14 protein-coding genes are annotated in these 18,282 nt (G+C 68.6%); 9 read left to right on the forward strand and 5 right to left on the reverse strand.

Translation table 11 applies throughout. From position 1 onward, the window contains the following. Nucleotides 1–70 precede the first annotated feature (70 nt). A complete protein-coding gene (locus DIE02_RS03970; RefSeq protein WP_044843154.1) occupies nucleotides 71–1,261 on the reverse strand; it encodes a helix-turn-helix transcriptional regulator in 1,191 nt (396 codons plus the stop codon). A gap of 281 nt (nucleotides 1,262–1,542) precedes the next feature. On the opposite strand from DIE02_RS03970, the gene DIE02_RS03975 reads away from it, so the two are divergent. From DIE02_RS03975 to DIE02_RS03995, 5 genes are all read left to right on the forward strand, one after another. Further along, on the forward strand, nucleotides 1,543–2,481 hold the full coding sequence (locus DIE02_RS03975) for an alpha/beta hydrolase (RefSeq protein WP_124484834.1): 939 nt from the start codon (nucleotides 1,543–1,545) through the stop codon (nucleotides 2,479–2,481). Further along, the gene (ribBA, locus tag DIE02_RS03980) at nucleotides 2,478–3,602 is read left to right on the forward strand and encodes a bifunctional 3,4-dihydroxy-2-butanone-4-phosphate synthase/GTP cyclohydrolase II (protein ID WP_124484835.1); all 1,125 of its coding nucleotides are present in this window, start codon (nucleotides 2,478–2,480) and stop codon (nucleotides 3,600–3,602) included. The genes DIE02_RS03975 and ribBA overlap by 4 nt, the downstream gene beginning before the upstream one ends. 198 nt (nucleotides 3,603–3,800) lie before the next feature. Beyond that, the gene (locus DIE02_RS03985; protein WP_124484836.1) at nucleotides 3,801–4,223 is read left to right on the forward strand and encodes a helix-turn-helix transcriptional regulator; all 423 of its coding nucleotides are present in this window, start codon (nucleotides 3,801–3,803) and stop codon (nucleotides 4,221–4,223) included. A 2-nt stretch (nucleotides 4,224–4,225) separates the two neighbouring features. Beyond that, nucleotides 4,226–5,560 carry a type II toxin-antitoxin system HipA family toxin gene (locus DIE02_RS03990; RefSeq protein WP_124484837.1) on the forward strand — a complete coding sequence of 445 codons (1,335 nt, stop codon included), beginning with the start codon at nucleotides 4,226–4,228 and terminating at the stop codon, nucleotides 5,558–5,560. A gap of 107 nt (nucleotides 5,561–5,667) precedes the next feature. Then, entirely contained in the window at nucleotides 5,668–6,903 is a 1,236-nt protein-coding gene (locus DIE02_RS03995; protein ID WP_124484838.1) for an NADH:flavin oxidoreductase, read from the forward strand. A gap of 71 nt (nucleotides 6,904–6,974) precedes the next feature. Here the strand turns inward: DIE02_RS03995 and DIE02_RS04000 are convergent, their stop codons facing one another. Next, nucleotides 6,975–8,102, reverse strand: coding sequence for a 4-hydroxyphenylpyruvate dioxygenase family protein (locus tag DIE02_RS04000; RefSeq protein ID WP_044843109.1), 1,128 nt, complete (start codon nucleotides 8,100–8,102; stop codon nucleotides 6,975–6,977). A 356-nt stretch (nucleotides 8,103–8,458) separates the two neighbouring features. On the opposite strand from DIE02_RS04000, the gene shiA reads away from it, so the two are divergent. The 4 genes from shiA to DIE02_RS04030 all read left to right on the forward strand — a co-directional run bounded on the left by shiA (nucleotide 8,459) and on the right by DIE02_RS04030 (nucleotide 13,104). Continuing rightward, complete coding sequence (shiA, locus tag DIE02_RS04010; protein ID WP_124484839.1) at nucleotides 8,459–9,766, forward strand: shikimate transporter; 1,308 nt, start codon at nucleotides 8,459–8,461, stop codon at nucleotides 9,764–9,766. A 196-nt stretch (nucleotides 9,767–9,962) separates the two neighbouring features. Next, nucleotides 9,963–11,264, forward strand: coding sequence for a UDP-N-acetylglucosamine 1-carboxyvinyltransferase (locus DIE02_RS04015; protein ID WP_044843107.1), 1,302 nt, complete (start codon nucleotides 9,963–9,965; stop codon nucleotides 11,262–11,264). Between the two features lie 396 nt (nucleotides 11,265–11,660). After that, nucleotides 11,661–12,032, forward strand: coding sequence for a DUF4440 domain-containing protein (locus DIE02_RS04020; RefSeq protein WP_124484840.1), 372 nt, complete (start codon nucleotides 11,661–11,663; stop codon nucleotides 12,030–12,032). A gap of 301 nt (nucleotides 12,033–12,333) precedes the next feature. After that, the gene (locus DIE02_RS04030; RefSeq protein ID WP_124484841.1) at nucleotides 12,334–13,104 is read left to right on the forward strand and encodes an IclR family transcriptional regulator C-terminal domain-containing protein; all 771 of its coding nucleotides are present in this window, start codon (nucleotides 12,334–12,336) and stop codon (nucleotides 13,102–13,104) included. Between the two features lie 40 nt (nucleotides 13,105–13,144). Here DIE02_RS04030 and DIE02_RS04035 read toward each other — a convergent pair whose 3' ends face one another. From DIE02_RS04035 to DIE02_RS04045, 3 genes are all read right to left on the reverse strand, one after another. Continuing rightward, nucleotides 13,145–15,445 (reverse strand): ATP-dependent DNA helicase, encoded by a 2,301-nt coding sequence (locus DIE02_RS04035; RefSeq protein ID WP_124484842.1) that lies wholly within the window; start codon nucleotides 15,443–15,445, stop codon nucleotides 13,145–13,147. Next, nucleotides 15,442–17,136 (reverse strand): VRR-NUC domain-containing protein, encoded by a 1,695-nt coding sequence (locus DIE02_RS04040; protein ID WP_124484843.1) that lies wholly within the window; start codon nucleotides 17,134–17,136, stop codon nucleotides 15,442–15,444. The genes DIE02_RS04035 and DIE02_RS04040 overlap by 4 nt, the downstream gene beginning before the upstream one ends. Before the next feature lie 108 nt (nucleotides 17,137–17,244). Continuing rightward, on the reverse strand, nucleotides 17,245–18,123 hold the full coding sequence (locus DIE02_RS04045) for a MipA/OmpV family protein (RefSeq protein WP_124484844.1): 879 nt from the start codon (nucleotides 18,121–18,123) through the stop codon (nucleotides 17,245–17,247). Nucleotides 18,124–18,282 lie beyond the last annotated feature (159 nt).

The following is an 18,282-nucleotide window of genomic DNA, read 5'->3' on the forward strand; positions in this document are numbered from 1 at the left end:
CCCGTCGACCGTTGTCGCTGGCTCGCCAGAGGAATGCGGCCGACTCCGACGGATCGACATCGGCCTCTACTTATCCCAGCGGCACCACGCTCCCGAGCAGGATTCGCACGAGTGTCGCCTGGCGCGTCACGCCCGTCTTCGAGAAGATCGCGCGCAGGTGCGTGCGCGCCGTGTTCTTGCTGATCCCCGATTCCTCCGCCGCCTCCTCGAGCGTCAGCCCGTTCGTCAGCAGCAGCGCGAGCGACGTCTCGGCGGGTGTCAGGTCGAACAGCTTGCGGATGATTTCCTGCGCGCCTTGCGGCTTGCGGTCGGGGTCGCGCAGGAACAGCGTGACGGCCGGCCGGCGCTTGTTGTCCTCCGACCAGTCGGACAGCAGCACGGTGCGCACCAGCAGCCCGAGGCGCGGCTTGTCGAAGCCGCGCGTGATCGGCATCGCCTCGACGATCGCCGCGGCCGTGCCGTGATGCCCCATCACCGCGTGGCGGATCAGCCGCTTGAGCGTGCGGTTCTCCTGCGCATCGGTCGCCTCGATCGTGCCGCGCGCAATCGTCAGACCGTTGTTCTGCTTCAGGATCTCGTCGGCGACGCCGTTCATGTCGATGATCGTGCCGTTCTCGTCGAGCGTGATCGTGCCGATCTGCATCCGGTTGATCGCGTTGGCATAGATCGACCGCTCGACCTCGGCCGTGTCGAGCCGCGAATGCAGTTCGACCGCCCGCTTCAGGTGCGGCAGCAGCAGCGCGCAGATCGCCTTGTCGCGCGCGGAGAACTGCTTCGACGCATGATTGCGGCACACGCGGAACCGGCACTCGACGCCCGAAGGCGTGCGCAGGTCCGCGCCGAGGATGTAGCGCACGTCCTGCGGCTTCAGGAACTGCTTGTACAGTTCGCTCGACAGCCAGCCCGTATCGCCGAACACGTCGTCGACCGTGACCACGCGATCGGCCGGCAGGCCGACGAACGGGTCAAGCGAATAGTAGTAATTGTTGTACGACGCCTCGCCGTCCCCCGGCACGACCGGGCCGAACTCCGATGCATGCACGGACAGCGGCGCGCGACGGTCGCTCGCGGCCGCGCGCAGGATCAGCGTCACGTAGCTGGCCTGCAGCAGCCGGCGAACCATCTCGAGCGCGCCGGCCCACGGCGGCGTTTCCATCGGCCCCTGGTAGATGCGCGCCATCAGCTCGCTGAAATCAGCGACGCCGATGTCGGCCTCCTCGCTCGTTGACTGGCTCTCTTGCGGGGCCCATCTCGTCTCCATCAGCACGCTCCATCCTCCATGCAACTTGTGTTCGGTGCGATTCATCCGCGCCGCCATGATTAAGACGTGTCTTAATTCCGGCGTCATCGGGACATTCACTGAATGGTGAGCTTTGGCCATCCGGACGTGCGAACCATCGTCCAATCGGATGATGTGGCGCCCTGCCCGCTGCGCTGGAATGCCCGTCAGGCCGTGCCGGCAAGCGTCCGGCGCGGGCTCAGGGAAAACCGCGATGCGGGTTTACCTGATTCAGACCGCATCCGATTCAGACAGGAGTTCCAATGCCGCTCGACCCTCAGGCGCAGGCGCTGCTCGCCGCGCTCGCCCAAGTGCCCCCGATCGATTTCGATCGACTGACCGTGCCCGCGTACCGTGCGAGCCTCGCCGGAGGCAGCGCGTTCGCGCCCGGCGACGCGATTGCCGCCGAAGAGGACTGGCAGATCCCGGCGCCGGGTCGTCAGTTATCCGCACGACTGTATCGGCCCGATGCCAACGGGCCGTTGCCGCTGACCGTGTTTTTCCACGGTGGCGGCTTCGTCGCGTGCGGGATCGATTCGCACGCGAACCTGTGCCGCAGTCTTGCCAGGCGGGCGCGCACGCTCGTGCTGTCGGTCGATTACCGGCTCGCGCCCGAAGCGCGCTTCCCGGCAGCCGCGCAGGACGCTTGCGACGCGGTGCGCTGGGCCGCCGCCGGTGCGCGCGATCTCGGCGCGCGCGCCGGGGCGATCGCCGTGGCCGGCGACAGCGCGGGCGGCAACCTGGCCGCGGTCGCCGCGCTGCAGTTGCGCGGCTCGGGCATCGCGATCGCGCACCAGTTGCTGCTGTATCCGGTCGTCGATTGCGCGAACGAGCATCCGTCGTACGAATCGCTCGGCGAAGGCTATTTCCTGACGGCGGACGCGATGCGCTGGTTCAAGCGCCAGTATTTCGACGACGGCGCCGACCGCGCATCGCCGCTCGCGAGCCCGCTCGCCGTGGCGGACCTGTCGGGCGCGGCGCCGGCCACCATCGTCAGCGCGGAATTCGATCCGTTGCGCGACGAGGCCGAAGCGTACGCACTGCGCCTCGCGCAGGCCGGCACGCCGGTCTCGCTCGTGCGTTGGCCGGGGCAGCTGCACGGCTTCGCGAGCATGCTCGGCGCAATCGACGCGGCCGATCGCGTGCTGACCTTCGGCGCCGACGCGCTGCGCCGCGCCTTCGACGCGACGGAGGCGCAATGACGCTCGCCGGTACGCGGGAAATCGTCGACGAGCTGCGTGCGGGACGGATGGTCCTGCTCGTCGACGAGGAGGACCGCGAAAACGAAGGCGACCTCGTGATCGCGGCCGATCACGTGACGCCCGACGCGATCAACTTCATGGCGCGCTTCGGGCGCGGGCTGATCTGCCTGACGCTGACCGCGGAGCGCTGCGAGCAACTGCGTCTGCCGCCGATGGCCGATCGCAACGGCACGCCATTCGGTACCGCGTTCACCGTCAGCATCGAGGCGGCCGAAGGCGTGACGACCGGCATTTCGGCAGCCGATCGCGCGCGAACGATCCGCGCGGCGGTGCGCGCGGGCGCGCGTCCCGACGATCTCGTGCAGCCCGGCCACGTGTTTCCGATCGCCGCGCGCCCGGGCGGCGTGCTGGTGCGCGCGGGACACACGGAGGCCGGCTGCGATCTCGCGGCGCTCGCCGGGCTCACGCCCGCGTCGGTAATCTGCGAGGTGATGAACGACGACGGCACGATGGCGCGGCTGCCCGAGCTGCGGACGTTCGCCGCGCATCACGGGCTGAAGATCGGCACGATCGCGGACCTGATCCATTACCGCCGCGAGCACGAGTCGCTCGTCGAACGTGTCGGCGAACGGCCGCTGCATACGCCGTGGGGCCGGTTCCGCGCGATCGAGTATCGCGACACCGTGCACGGTGCGCCGCATCTTGCGCTGGTGCGCGGCGAGCCCGATCCGTCGACACCCGTGCTGACGCGCGTGCACGAATGCCATTCGCTGCTCGACCTGCTCGACGCGGAACCGTCCGCGCATTCGTGGCCGCTGCACGCGGCGCTGCAGCGGATCGATGCGGCCGGTTGCGGCGTCGCGGTGCTGCTCGACTGCGACATGCGCGGCGACGCGATGCGAACGCCGGCCGGCCACGCACGCCGTGACGGCCGCGTGACGGGAATCGGCTCGCAGATCCTGCGTGAGCTCGGCGTGCGGCGGCTGAACGTGCTGTCGAGTCCGTTCCGGCTGCCGGCGCTGTCGGGGCACGACCTGGAAATCATGGCGTTCATCCCGCTCGGCGACGACGATCCGGAAAGCGCGCGCGCCGCCGATGCGAGCCCGCTGCGGGCGGCGTGATGATGCCGGGCTGACGGGCTGACGGGCGACAGGCTGACAGGCGCGTGCCGCGCGTCCTGGCGCCGCCCCACGGGTTTCCGCTTGACAGGCTATCGTTTGTTTTTATGAAATACAGTCTCAGGTTTGTATTTTGACGATACATACCATAGACTGTATTTTTCGATTACAAACGATCGCCTGTCATTGCGCGGAGAGCCCATGGCATTCCCTGTCCAGACCTTGAGCCAGTTGCGCCCGATCCTCGTCGGCTTCCGGAAGTCGGCGGGGTTCACGCAGGCGCAGCTCGCTGCCCGCCTCGGCGTGACGCAACAGTCGTACGCGCAGCTCGAAGCCAATCCGTCCGCGGTCAGTATCGAACGTCTTTTCAAGGTGCTGAACGTGCTCGGCGTTCGCCTGGCGCTCGAGCCGGGCACGCCGGACGACGCAGCGGCGCCAGCTGGCACCGCGCCGGCGCCCAAGCGCACGCCGGCCGCGCGCGGTCGCTCGTCCGGTTCGCCCGGTTCGTCCGAGCTGCCGGCTCGCCCGCCGGCCGCTGCGAAGGCCCCATCCGCCGCCACGCGGAAACGGCCCGCCGCCGCCACGCCCGGCAAGCCTCGGGGCACCACGCGGGAGGACTGGTGACGATGGCCCGCCGCCCCCGCCACGACCGCCTCGACCTGTGGATGAACGGCATCCCGGTCGGCTACTGGGAAGTCCGGCGCGGCGTCGAGCGCCTCGTCTACCTGCCGGCGTGGGTCGACGATCCGCAAGGCCGTCCGCTGTCGCTGTCGCTGCCGTTCACGCCGGGCAATCAGCCGCACCAGGGCGCGATCGTCGCCGACTACTTCGACAACCTGCTGCCGGACAGCCAGCCGATCCGCCGCCGCATCGCGCAGCGCTACCGGCTCGGGTCGACGGCGCCGTTCGAACTGCTCGCGTCGATCGGCCGCGATTGCGTCGGGGCGCTGCAGTTGTTGCCCCCGGACGAAGCACCGGTCGACCTCGAATCGATCGACGGCACCGCGCTCGACGATACGGCCGTGGCCGACGTGCTGCGCCACGCGACCGCCGCGCCGCTGCCCGGCCACGCGGAGCCGGACGGCGAGCTGCGCCTGTCGATCGCCGGCGCGCAGGAAAAAACCGCGTTATTGCGCGACGGCGATCGCTGGCTGCTGCCGGCGGGCAGCACGCCGACCACGCATATCTTCAAGCTGCCGCTGGGGCGCGTCGGGAACATGCAGGCCGACATGCGCACGTCGGTCGAGAACGAATGGCTGTGTTCGAAGATCGTCGCCGCGTACGGCCTGCCGGTCGCCGCGTGCGACATCGGCCGGTTCGACGACCAGAAGGCGCTGATCGTCGAGCGTTTCGACCGCCGTCCGTCCCGCGACGGCACCTGGATCCTGCGGCTGCCGCAGGAGGACATGTGCCAGGCGACCGGCACGCCGTCGGGCGCCAAATACGAATCCGACGGCGGCCCCGGCATCGCGACGATCATGGGCATCCTCGCGAATTCCGCCGAGGCCGCGCGGGACCGGACGAACTTCTTCGTCACGCAGCTCGTGTTCTGGGTGCTCGCGGCCATCGACGGCCACGCGAAGAATTTCAGCATCGCGCACCTGCCCGGCAACACGTATCGCAGCACGCCGCTGTACGACGTGCTGTCGGCGCATCCGATCATCGGCACGCGCCGCAACCAACTGCCGCCGCGGCGCGCCCGGCTCGCGATGGCCGTGTGCGGGAAGAATCGCCATTACGTGATCGGCGACATCCAGCCGCGTCACTGGATCGCGCAAGGCGCGCGTGTCGGTCTGACCGAAGACGTCGTACGCGCGGCCATGGCCGATGTGGCGGCACGCACCGAACCGGTAATCGCCGGCGTCGCGTCGCGCATTCCGGCGGATTTCCCGTCAGACGTGGCCGATGCGATCTTCGACGGGATGCGCCGCCAGGCGCGCAAGCTGGGCGCGGCCGACTAGGCGGTGCGGGCGCCCGGGCGGCGGGCGGCGGATCATCCACGTGGACGATGCGATCCGGCGTCGGCTCCGCACAATGGTCGCCATCCCCATTCCGACGCACGCCCGACATGGAACCTGCCGCCCTCGATACTGCATTCAGCCCGCTGCAGATCGGCCCGCTGACGCTGCGCAACCGCTTGATCAAATCCGCGACCAACGAAGGGATGACGCCGAACGGCGTGCCGTCGCGTGCGCTCGTCGGGTTTCATGAACGCATCGCCGCGGGCGGCGCCGCGCTGACGACGGTCGCGTACTGCGCGGTCAGCGACGACGGCCGCACGTTCGTCGACCAGGCGCGGCTCGATGCGCCCACGGTCCGGCAATTCCGCGCGCTGACCGACGCGGTGCATCGCCACGGCGCGGCGGCGTCCGCGCAGATCACCCACGGCGGCTGCTTCACGTTCCTGCCGTCGCTGTCGACGAAACGTCCGTTGAGTGCGTCGGGCGGGTTCAACAAGGTCGGCGTGATGAGCGGCCGCTTCCTGAAGCAGGCGATGACGCGCGACCAGATGACCGTCATCGCCGACGAATTCGCACGCGCGGCGCGCCACGCGCGCGACGCGGGCTTCGACGCGGTCGAGATCCATATGGGTCACGGTTATCTGCTGAGCCAGTTCCTGTCGCCGCTGTACAACCGCCGCCGCGACGCATACGGCGGCGATGCGGCGCGTCGCGCGACGTTCCCCGTCGAGGTGCTGCGCCGCGTGCTCGATGCGGTCGGCCGCGATCTCGCCGTGGTCTGCAAGATCGGCGTGACCGAAGGGGTGCGTGGCGGCGGAACGCCCGACGACGCATCCGAGATCGCACGGCGGCTCGAGGCCGAGGGCGCGCACTTGCTGGTGCTGAGCGGCGGGATGAACGTCGAGTCGGTGTGGCAGCTGTTCGGCAGCCCGCTGCCCGGCGAGGCGCGCGCGAACGCCGACAACGCGATCGTGCGCACCGCGATGGCGCTGCAGAGGCTCACCGAGCCGAAGATGGGCGCGTTTCGGGAGATGTATTTCCTCGAGCATTCGCGGCAGGTGCGAGCGGCCGTCCGGATGCCGCTCGCCTATCTCGGCGGCGTGCGCTCGCGCGAGAACGTCGCGCTGGCGATGCGCGAAGGATTCGACGCGGTGGCGCTCGCCCGCGCGCTCGTGTTCGAGCCGGGTTTCGTGAACGAACTGCGCGACGGCCGCATCGCGCAATCGGGCTGCACGTCATGCAATCGCTGCGTCGTGTCGATGTACACGCCGGGCGGTACCGCATGCGCGCTCAAGGCGCCGAACGATCCGGCGCCGAACCGTGTGCCGGCCGCGGGCGGGTGACGTTACGCGGTCGCTGATTTCTCAGTCGCACTCGCAGCCGTGGCCACTACCGCGACGACGCCCTCTGCCGCTCACCCGGCGTCGCGGGCGCGGGCCAGCGCTGCGAGGTTCCCTTCCCCGAATCCGTGGTGCCCCTGCCGCTGCACGATCTCGAAGAAGATCTCGCCGGGCCGGCGCTTGACGAAGGTCTGGAAGAACAGGCGCGGCACGCCGTCGCTGCCGATTTCGCCGTCGACCAGCACCGCGCGGCGGCGCAGCGCGTCGAGATCGACGCCGTGCCCCGGCAGCCGCGCATCGACTTCGTCGTAATAGCGCGCCGGCGGTTCGATGAATTCGACGCCGTTCGCGCGCAGCGCATCGACGCTCGCCAGGATGTCGTCGGTCGCCAGCGCAACGTGCTGGACGCCTTCGCCCGGATGGTCCGGCAAATACGCGTGCATCAGCTCGGTGCGGCGCGTGCCTTCCTCGTAGACCGGAATCCGCACCGCGCCGCACGGCGACACCATCACGCGCGACTCTTCCGACACATGCCAGTGCGCGTCGATTTCATGGATTTCGCGGAAGTGCAGCAGGTCGTGATAGAAGTCGAGCCACTCGCGCATGCGCCCCGCGCCGACCGTCTGCGTGAAATGGTCGACCTGCTGCAGGCCCGTGCCCGCGCAATCGAGATCGGTATGCGCGGTCGCGATGTCGATCGGCCGGAAATCGATGTCGAAGATCGAGATGTCGCCGACGCCGCCGCGCTGGCCGTCCCGCCCACGCCAGCGATCGACGAAATAAAGGTGCGAATCGCCGATCCCCTGGATCGCCGGAATCTTCAGCTCGCCGACCCCGATCCGCTCGCCCTCGAACGCCCACGCGCCGAGCTCGATCGCACGCTCGAACGCGCGCCGTGCGCTGGCCACCCGCAGCCCGATCGCGCACACGCCCATCCCGTATTCCTCTGCATAGCGCGCAGCGAACGAATCGGGCTCGGCGTTGATCAGGAACTGCATCTGCCCTTGCCGGTACAGCGTGACGTTCTTGCTGACATGGCGCGCGATCGCCTTGAATCCGAGCTGCTCGAAGCGTTGCGCGAGCGCGTCCGGCACCGGCGCCGCGAACTCGACGAATTCGAGTCCGGCCATCCCGAGCGGATTGGCGGCCGGATCGGCAACGGGCGGCGTATCGCTGGACAGGGGGTGGGAATTGCCGGGCATTACAGTCTCCGGGGGTATGCGGTCGATGGGGATGACGCCCGCGCGTGCGGCATCCCCGGCCGATGGGGTGGCCGGGTGTCCGCCCGATTCGGGCAAGGTTTTGATGGTCCCGATTTTAACCAGATCGTTCACGCCGGCACACCCTGGCCGAACGGGATACGAATGCCTCGCCTAGTGCAAACCCGGGATTCGTTCGATAATCGCACATAAAAGAGCGATAATCGCGCATTTTGTCCGATCGGCCAATTGCCGTCGCGCGGCGCGCGCCCTATTCTCCGTCCACCCATCGACTTCAATGCAGCATCGGACGCGGCGCCGCCACGATTCCACGATGCGCCATGCCAGGAGACTTCGCCATGACCCCAACCTTCGACACCCTCGACGCCGCCGCCGGCGCACGCGCGCGCAGCCAGGCCCGCAAGGCCGCGATCGGCAGCTTCGTCGGTGCCGTCGTCGACTGGTACGACTTCCTGCTGTACGGGATCGTCGCCGCACTCGTCTTCAATTCCGAATTCTTTCCGAAGGTCAGCCCGACCATGGGCACGCTCGCGGCGTTCGCGACCTTCGGCGTCGGCTTCCTGTTCCGGCCGCTCGGCGGCGTCGTGTTCGGCCATTACGGCGACCGGCTCGGCCGCAAGCGGATGCTCGTGCTGACCGTGATGCTGATGGGGCTGTCGACCGTCGCGATCGGCCTGCTGCCGAGCTTCGCGACGATCGGCTGGTGGGCGCCCGTGCTGCTGGTGCTGATGCGTGCGATCCAGGGCTTCGCGGTCGGTGGCGAATGGGGCGGCGCGGCGCTGATGGCCGTCGAGAGCGCACCGAAGCAGAAAAAGGCGTTCTACAGCAGCGGCGTGCAGGTCGGCTACGGCGTCGGGCTCGTGCTGGCCACGGGGATCGTGTCGATCCTGAGCCATACGCTCGGCGAGGCCGCGTTCAAGTCGTGGGGCTGGCGCCTGCCGTTCGTATTCAGCATCGTGCTGGTGCTGATCGGGCTGTGGGTCCGCAAGAGCATGGACGAGTCGCAGGAATTCGTCGAGAAGGTCGAGCACGGCAATCGCAAGCTGCGCCTGCCGGTGCTGGAGGCGCTGACGCGCCATCCGAAGGCGTTCCTGCTGATCGTCGCGCTGCGGCTCGCCGAACTGTTCACGATGTATATCGTCACCGCGTTCGCGCTCAGCTATTCGACGTCGAACCTCGGCATGTCGCGCGACCTGTTCCTGAACATCGGCCTGCTGGTCGGCGCGGTCAGCTGCGTGACGATCCCGTGCTTCGCATGGCTGGCGGACCGCTTCGGCCTGCGCCGCATCTACCTGATCGGCGCGCTGATCGGCCTCGCGTCGGCGGTGCCGTTCTTCGTCGCGCTGGAATCGCGCTCGATCGCGTGGATCGTGGTCTTCTCGATCCTGCTGGCCAATGCCGCGCACGACATGATCGTGAGCGTCCAGCAGCCGCTCTTCACCGAGTTGTTCGGTGCGGAATACCGCTACAGCGGCGCGGGCGTCGGATATCAGTTCGCGAGCGTCGTCGGCGGCGGGTTCACGCCGTTCATCGCGGTGGCGCTGGTCAGCCTGGCCGGCGGTTCATGGCACCTGGTCGCCGGCTATCTCGCGGTGGGTTGCCTGATCTCGCTGGTGGTCGCCGCGCGGATGCGGGCGGCGGAGTGAGGATATGACCGGAGGGCCGGCCGCAATACGCGCCGGCTACTATCCCCGGCGAGCCGGACGGGCCCGGCCCTCGCCCAACGTCAAACACGGTCAATCCCGCGCGCAGAAGCCCTTTTTGCCCTCTGAACATTCCACGTCACCCGCCGACCAATGGCATCATATGGGCCTACGTCAGTCACAGATACGCCCCCATATCATGTCGAATCTCATCGTCCACGGCGGCACTCCGCTGCGCGGGGACATCAAGCCGTCCGCGAACAAGAACGCCGTCCTGCCGATCCTGTGCGCCACCCTGTTGACCGATCAGCCGCTGCGCCTCGTCGGCGTGCCGGACATCACCGACGTGCGCAAGATCCTCGACATCTTCCGCACGCTCGGCAGCGACGTGTCGGTCGACTTCACGACCGGCATTCTCGAACTCCACCATCGCAACACGACGTTCGACCCGGCCGTTCACCGCCTGCCCGAGGCGATGCGCTCGTCGATCATGCTGATTCCGCCGCTGCTCGCACGCTTCGGCGTCGCGCGCCTCGAGAACGACGTGAAGGGCTGCACGCTCGGCGTGCGCGAAATCGATCCGCACGTCGAAGTGTTCGAGCGCTTCGGCGCGCACATCCAGCGCACGCCCGATTCGCTGATCGTCCGTGCCGACGGCCCGCTGACGGCCAACGATCACTGGCTCGACTACGCATCGGTGACGACCACCGAAAACTTCGCGCTGTGCGCGACGGCCGCCGGCGGCACCTCCACGCTGATGAATGCGGCGTCCGAGCCGCACGTGCAGGAGTTCTGCCAGTTCCTCGCGATGATCGGCGTCGCGATCGAAGGCATCGGCACGTCGCGCCTGTGCGTGACGGGCGGCGGCAAGCTCGGCGGCGGCGAATTCCGCTTCGCCGAGGATTTCCACGAAATCGCGACGTTCCTCGCGCTGGGCGCGATCACCGGCGGCGACATCACGGTGCGCAACTCGTCGCCGGAGCATTTCCCGCTGATCGACCGCACGTTCGCGAAGTTCGGCGTGACCGTCACGCACCGCGACGGCTGGTCCCGTGCGGAACGCGACGGCCCGCTGCGCGTGCGCCGGCCGTTCACGCAGAACATCCTGACCAAGGTCGAAGCCGCGCCGTGGCCGTACCTGCCGGTCGACCTGCTGCCGATCTTCATCGCGCTCGGCGTGCGTGCGGAAGGCAGCGCGATGTTCTGGAACAAGGTCTACGACGGCGCGCTCGGCTGGTCCGGCGAACTGTCGAAATTCGGCGCGCACGTGCTGCTGTCCGATCCGCACCGGCTGATCACGTTCGGCGGCCTGCAACTGACGCCGGCGCGCGTCGAGAGCCCGTACATCATCCGTGTCGCGATCGCGCTGCTGATGGTGGCCGCGAGCATCGAAGGCCGCTCGGAAATCATGAACGCGCTGCCGATCCGCCGCGCGCACCCGCATTTCGTCGAAAACCTGCGTTCGGTCGGTGCGAACGTCGAGTGGACGAGCAGCGAGTAATGGCAATCGGGATGCGGCGGGCGTAACAGGCGCGCCGCATCCGCCGCTTTTTGCATTCGACCGGCGGCGCCGACGCGCCGCTGCCCCCTCTTCAGCCATCGGCCGCCGTCGGGTGCGTATCGGCCACGCCCCCGCCTCACTTCCCGTCCCGGCATCGACGTCGTTCGCGTCGACGTGGCAGCATCGATCACACCATTACGGTCACGGCCCCTCGGCCGGGATTGCTCGAGCGCATGAGCTGGATGTCGCCGGCGCCAATGCATTGCATCGCTCGCCGAACGCCAGATTCAGACCTGTCCGATTGCCCAAACACCTGTCGAAGCCATAGGCTGCGTTCCTGCCCAAGCGAATAGCCGCACACACGGCAACTCGCACTTCAACCGGAATGCAAGCGACATGGAACCTCGATTCCCACTGATGCAGATGCGCGAAGTCTGGATCGATGCGTATCGCCACGCCGACGTCGAGCAACTCGATTTCGTGGCAAGCCCGCACTTCTTTATCCAGCACGAAAATCGCTTTCGTCCGAAAGCGCAGTTTCTCGCTCGAATGCGCGCCCTGTCGGCCGAACGGGCGACGGTCACACGTCGTGTTGCATACCGGGATGACGCGATACAGATCGCCGAGCACGCGCAATGGGCGACGATATCCGGAACTGGATTCGTCTGGCACGACGGAACGATGGATTCTCGCTTCGATTTTCTGGAGCTGTGGTGCGTGAGCGACACCCGATGGCGGATTGCCGCGCTTTGTCACGAACAGACGTGAGCCCGAGAACCTCGCGCTGCCTGACCGCCCGTCGCGACCAGAACGCCGGACGAGCGCGTGCCCGAAACCGCCGGCGCTCAGACAAACGGATTCCGCAATACTGGATCACCCTCCACCCGCAAGCCGTCATGCATATCTTCGGTGTACAGGTACTCGCAGCCCTCGATCGAGGCCGTTGCCACGATGCACGGGCTGCAAGGCCGAACGGATAGCGCCGGCTGGCCGCATGTCGCATTGTCCGCCGCGCCGCGCGATAATCGCCCACTCCCGCACGAACACCGCGCACGACGCGCCCCCGACCATGAAAAAGCCCGACCTCGACCGACGCGACTGGATTGCCGGCCTCGAAAAGGGCCTGATGATCCTCGAGGCATTCGACAGCCAGCACGCGCGGATGACGCCGACCCAGGCCGCCGCCCGCACCGGCCTCACGCGCACAGCCGCGCGGCGCTACCTGCTGACGCTCGAATCGCTCGGCTACGTGTACACCGACGGCAAGCTGTACGGCCTCACGCCTCGCGTGCTGCGGGTCGGCTGGTCGTACTTCGATTCGGCGCGCCTGCCGCGCACGGTCCAGCCCTATCTGCAGCAACTGAGCGCGTCGCTGAACGAATCGGCGTACGTGAGCGTGCTCGACGGCTGGGAACTCGTGTTCATCGCCCGCAACGGCGTGTCGCGCGTGATGACGACCGGCTTCGTGCTCGGCGCGCGCGTGCCCGCCCCGCTGACGTCGCCGGGCGTCGTGCTGCTCGCGCATCAACCGGATCGCGAGGCCGTCCGCACGTGGCTCGACGACACCGAACTCGCGCCGTTCACGCCGCACACGATCACCAACAAGGCACGCCTGCTCGAACAGGTCGACCACGCGCGCGACGCGGGCTTCGCGGTGATCGAGCAGCAATTGCAGGTCGGCGTGCGCGGCATCGCGGTGCCGCTGAAGAACCGTCACGGCGAAGTCGTCGCCGCGCTGAGCACGAACATGCCGATCGGCGCGGAGACGACCGACGCGGCCGTGCGGCGCGTGCTGCCGCATCTGCAGGAAACCGCGCTCGCGATGCTCAACGTGCTTTAGGGATTCACGCGAGCCGCGCGCACGACATCCGTCACGCCCGTCACCCGATCCGCCACCACCGCGGCAACAGATCGCGCACCTCCCGCCGCCGGTAACGATCGTCGATCAGATGCACGACGCCCTCGTCGTGTTCGGTGCGGATCACGCGCCCGGCCGCCTGCACGACCTTCTGCAGGCCCGGGTACAGATACATGTAGTCGTACCCGTTGCCGAAGCGCGCCTCCATCGCGCGCCGCATCTGTTCGTTGACATCGTTGACCTGCGGCAGCCCGAGCGTCGCGATGAACGCGCCGATCAGCCGCTCGCCGACGAGATCCACGCCTTCCGAGAACGCACCGCCCAGCACCGCGAAGCCGACCCCGCGCCCGCCCGCGTCGAAGCGCGCGAGAAACGCGTCGCGCTCGCTTTCGGCCATGCCGGGCGCCTGGGCCCACACGGGCACGTCCGGATGACGCGTCTGCATCAGCGCGACGACGCGCCCGAGATAGTCGAAGCTGCTGAGGAAACCGAGGTAGTTGCCGGGCCGTGTCGCATACTGCGCGGCGATCAGGTCCACGATCGGTTCGAGCGAACGGTCGCGGTCGCGCCAGCGCGTCGATACGTGGCTCGCGACGCGCACGGTCAGTTGCTCGGCGCGGAACGGCCCGTCGACGTCGAGCCAGCCGGTGTCGGCCGGCAACCCGAGCGTGTCGCGATAGAAATGAAACGGGCTCAACGTGCCGGAAAACAGCACGGTCGCGCGCGCGGCGTCGTAACGCGGCGCGAGAAAGCCGGCCGGAATCACGTTGCGCACGCACAGCGTCGACTGGATGCGGCGCCGGCGCCCGGCCGGTGCGACACCGTCGAGCCCGGGCTGGCGCGGCAGCGGCTCGCCGTGCAGCGTCGCGTCGAAGATCGACGCGCCGTCGAACGCATCGGCGAGCACGCCGAACTGGATCGCCTCGAAATGAAAGCGCAGCAGCGCGTCGCCGTTCGCGCGCGGCGCATCGGTCAGGTGTTCGCCGATTGCCGCGACGAGGTTCTGCACGGCCGACACGATAGGCCCCGGAATCTCGGGGTATGCCGCATAGCGCGCGGCCTGTGCGCGATTGAGCGTGCCCCACGCGCGCGCGAGCCGGTCGAACGCCTTGCGCAGTGCCGCGGGCGCCGCCTCGCGCGCGGCCGCGAACGCGAACGGGTCGAGCGATGCGCTGTACATCTTGCGGGCGCGATCGAGCAGGTTGTGCGCCTCGTCGACGAGCACGCCGACGCGCCACTGGTTCTGCTGCGCGAGCGTATGCAGCATCGCGCTGCCGTCGTAGTAGTAGTTGTAGTCGCCGATTACCATGTCCGACCAGCGCGCCAGCTCCTGCGCGAGATAGTACGGACAGACGTCGTGCGCGAGCGCCGCCTCGCGCACGGTATCGCGATCGAGCAGCCCCGCGCCGATCGCCGCGTCGCGCGCCGCCGGCAGCCGGTCGTAGAAGCCTTGCGCAAGCGGGCACGATTCGCCGTGACACGCGCGGTCGGGATGCTCGCACGCCTTGTCGCGCGCGACGAGCTCCAGCACGCGCAGCGGCAGCGCCGGCGTGCCGGCGCCGAGCGTGGTCGCCGCTTCCAGCGCGAGCGCGCGACCGGGCGTCTTCGCGGTCAGGAAGAACACGTGATCGAGCTCGCCCTCGCCGCACGCCTTCAGCAGCGGAAACACCGTGCCGAGCGTCTTGCCGATGCCGGTCGGCGCCTGCGCCATCAGGCAGCGCTCGTCGCGCGCCGCGCGATAGACGGACACGGCCAGCTCGCGCTGGCCGCTGCGGAATCGGCCGTGCGGAAACGTCAGCGCACGCAGCGCCGCATCGCGGGCCGAGCGGTGCGCGGTCTCGCGCTCGGCCCAGCCGACGAAGCACGCGCACTGCTCGGCGAAGAACGCGGCGAGCGCGCTTGCGCCGAGCGTCTCGGTCAGCACGGTCTCGCGCTCCGACACGATGTCGAAATACACGAGCGCGACGTCGATTTCCGCGAGTCCGCGTGCGTCGCACATCAGGTGCGCATAGACCTTCGCCTGCGCCCAGTGCAGCGCGCGATGATTGGCCGGCATCGCGTCGAGGCTGCCGCGGTAGGTCTTGATCTCCTCGAGCCGGTTCGCGACCGGATCGTAGCCGTCCGCGCGCCCGCGCACGGTGAGCGTGCCCCACGTGCCGGTCAGCGCGATCTCGGTTTCGTAGCGCGCGCCGCGCTTCGACGTGACGGCGCCATGACCGGCAATGCCTTCGAGCGCGGTCGGCGCGGGCGTGAAGCGCAGGTCGAGATCGCCGCGCCGCGCGGTGAATTCGCACATCGCCCGCACCGCGACGACGTAGCTCATGCGGACAATCCCGCCGCTTCGGCCTGCTCGACACCGGCTCCGGCCCATTCGACATCGACGACACGCACCGGCATGCCGTGCGCGAGGCAGTACGCGAGCCAGCGCGTCTGGTTGTCCTGCAAGCGGTCGCCGGGGCCCTTCACCTCGATCAATTCATAGCGCCGCTCGCCGGGCCAGAAACGGACGAGATCGGGCAGCCCCGAGCGGTTGCCGCGGATATCCGCGAGCAGGCGCGTGAACCACAGCCGCAGGTGCTCGGGCGGCAGGCAGGCCAGCGCCTCGTCGAGCAGTTCGCCGGTCAGCACGCCCCAGAACACGAACGGCGATTGCAGCCCCGTCTTCGTCGCGAAGTGCCGGCGGATCGTGTCGCGGTACGCGCCCGAGTCGAGTTGCGCGAAACAGGCGGCGAACGCGTCCGTGCGGCGCACGGCGAAATCGGGCGCGTGCAGGTCGGCCGGGCCGCGCTGGAACGGGTGAAAGAACGCGCCGGGCACGGCCGCGAACACGGGCTCCCAGCACAGCAGGCCGAACAGCGAATTGATCAGCGTGTTCTCGACGTAGTGAACCGGCGCATCGGGCTGCGCAAGATGGTCGCGCACCGCGTATTCGACGCTGACGAACGCTTCAGGGCGCATCAGCACGAGCGTCTCGCGCGGCACGTCGGGCGTGCTGCCCGCGCGTTCGACCCGCTGCCCGAGACGGCGCTGCAGGCGCGGCAGCATCCGCTCGACGCGCTGGCGCTCCTCGTCGCTTTCGAAGCCGCCGCGCGCATCGAGCGCCAGCGCGAGCGCATCGGTGTCGCGGCCGCAACGTTCGAGCACGCGAATGCGCCGGTGCCGGCTGCCGGGCCACGCGCTGCGCGCATACGCGTCGAGCGCGGCAGCCCAGTCGGCGCGGCGCTCGCAGGTCTGCCCGAGCGTGAACAGCAGCTTCGCGCGGCGCGTCGCGAGCCACGGCTGCGCGCAGCCGACCGCGTCGATCGCCTGCAGCAGATCGTCGAACGGCTGGTCGTCGGGCCATGCGTCGAGTGCTTCTCGGCAGGTCTGCAGCGCGAGATACGCGTCGACGTCGTCGCGCTGCTGGAACGCGCGCGACGACGGCGCGAACGGCACGCTTTCGTACTGGAACACGCCGAGATCGGCGAGCACGAATTCGCTCCAGTCCTGATGAAGATTGCCGAAGAACATCAGCCGCAGGCGGTCGCACAGCGCGCCGACCGTCACGCGCAGCACGCGATCGTCGGCCTGCGCGCACCATGCGTCGAGCGGTTGCGCCACGTCGTGCGCGGGCCGCAACCGCTCGAGCCACTCGGGCTTGCGCTCGCCCGCGTGCGCGGCGAGCAACGGGAACATCTTCAGCAGGTCGGCCTTGGTCGACAGCACGAACAACTCGTCGAGCGTGAGCGCGGGGGCCGGATCGACCCAGCCGAGCTCGACAAGCGGCGCGGCCGCGTCGAGCGTGCTGCCGATTTCGTCGTACGCGAGCTTGCTCGCGCGGAAGTCGGTGCCGCTGCGCATCAGCATCCGCACGAGCAACGCACGCGACGCTTTCGGCAGTTGCGCGAAATGTGCGAGAAACGCATGTTCGCTCGCATCGAGCAGGTCGTCGTAACGCTCGCCGAGCCAGGCCAGCGCGCGTTCGAAATTGGTCAGGTAGTAAAACGCCGGGGGCGTCGGCGATGCAGGCGTCACGGGGATCGATCACTGTACGTTTGTACAGGTCGGAATCATATCAAATGTGACGAAAGATGCCGCATGCCGCGCACCACGACGCGGCCGCCCGGCCGTCGCCGATCGCGGTCAGAACTGGTAATTCACCGACATGTCGAACACGCCGTTCGTCGACTGCTGCGTGATCGGGCTGCGCCGTGCGCGACCGACGAGCTGTTCGATCGCGCCGTCCATCGTCACGAACCAGTGCTTGTTGACGAACCACACCATCGTCACGCCCGCGCCGAACGACTTCATCCCCGCGCCCGACGAATAGGCCGGCAGCCCCGAGCGCGCGGACGCCCCCGCGGGCACGCCGAACCAGCTGTTCATGTAGCGCGAATCGGCGAACGACACGGTCGGCCCGGCGAACCAGAAGAAGTGTTCGTTGCTGCCCGGCATCGGCATGTACGCGGAGAAATCGCCGACCCAGCCGTTCGAGCCGCCGATGCTGCGCCGCACATCCGCGCGCAGCACGAGCGGAAAATCCTTCGAGATCACGTAGTCGGCCGCGAGCTTCATCACCGGCGCCGCGTTGATGTTGTCGAGCCCGTTCAGGTGGTCGAGGTCGTCGGCCGAGCGGCGCCCGAGGTCATAGCCGACCGACAGGCTCACACGCCAGTTGGGCCCGCGCAACACGTTCGCGCCGAGCCCGTCGCCCGTCGACAGGAAGAACAGGTCGCGATAGCGCACGTCGAGATTCGGGCCGCCCATCACGCGATAGCGATCGGAACCCGCGTAGCGCGGCTGCAGCGTCATCGCCGCGCCGACGCTGACCTGCCAGGTGGGGACGGTCGGACTGAACAGTTTCTGCAGCGGGACGCCCGCCGAGTATTGCCATTCGCCGAGCGGCGACGGCGTCTGGGCCGACGCGTCGCGGGCACCGGCCGCCGCGAGCGCGGCGCAGGCCGACAGGCCGGACACGAACCGGCGGGTGCCGGGCGACAACAACGGGCGGGCAACTGTCATCAAGGCGGTCTCCGTCGGTTGCACGAAACGAACCTGAGGGAAAGCGCGTCGCAGCCTGGCCGGCTGCAACGGCGAGCAGCCGACGGCGCGAACGTAGCGTGCGCTGAATTGTGAACATCCTACGCTGGCGCGCGCGAAGCCGCAAAGCGCCCGTTGAAC

Source organism: Burkholderia sp. Bp8991 (assembly GCF_003853795.1).
GTDB lineage: Bacteria > Pseudomonadota > Gammaproteobacteria > Burkholderiales > Burkholderiaceae > Burkholderia.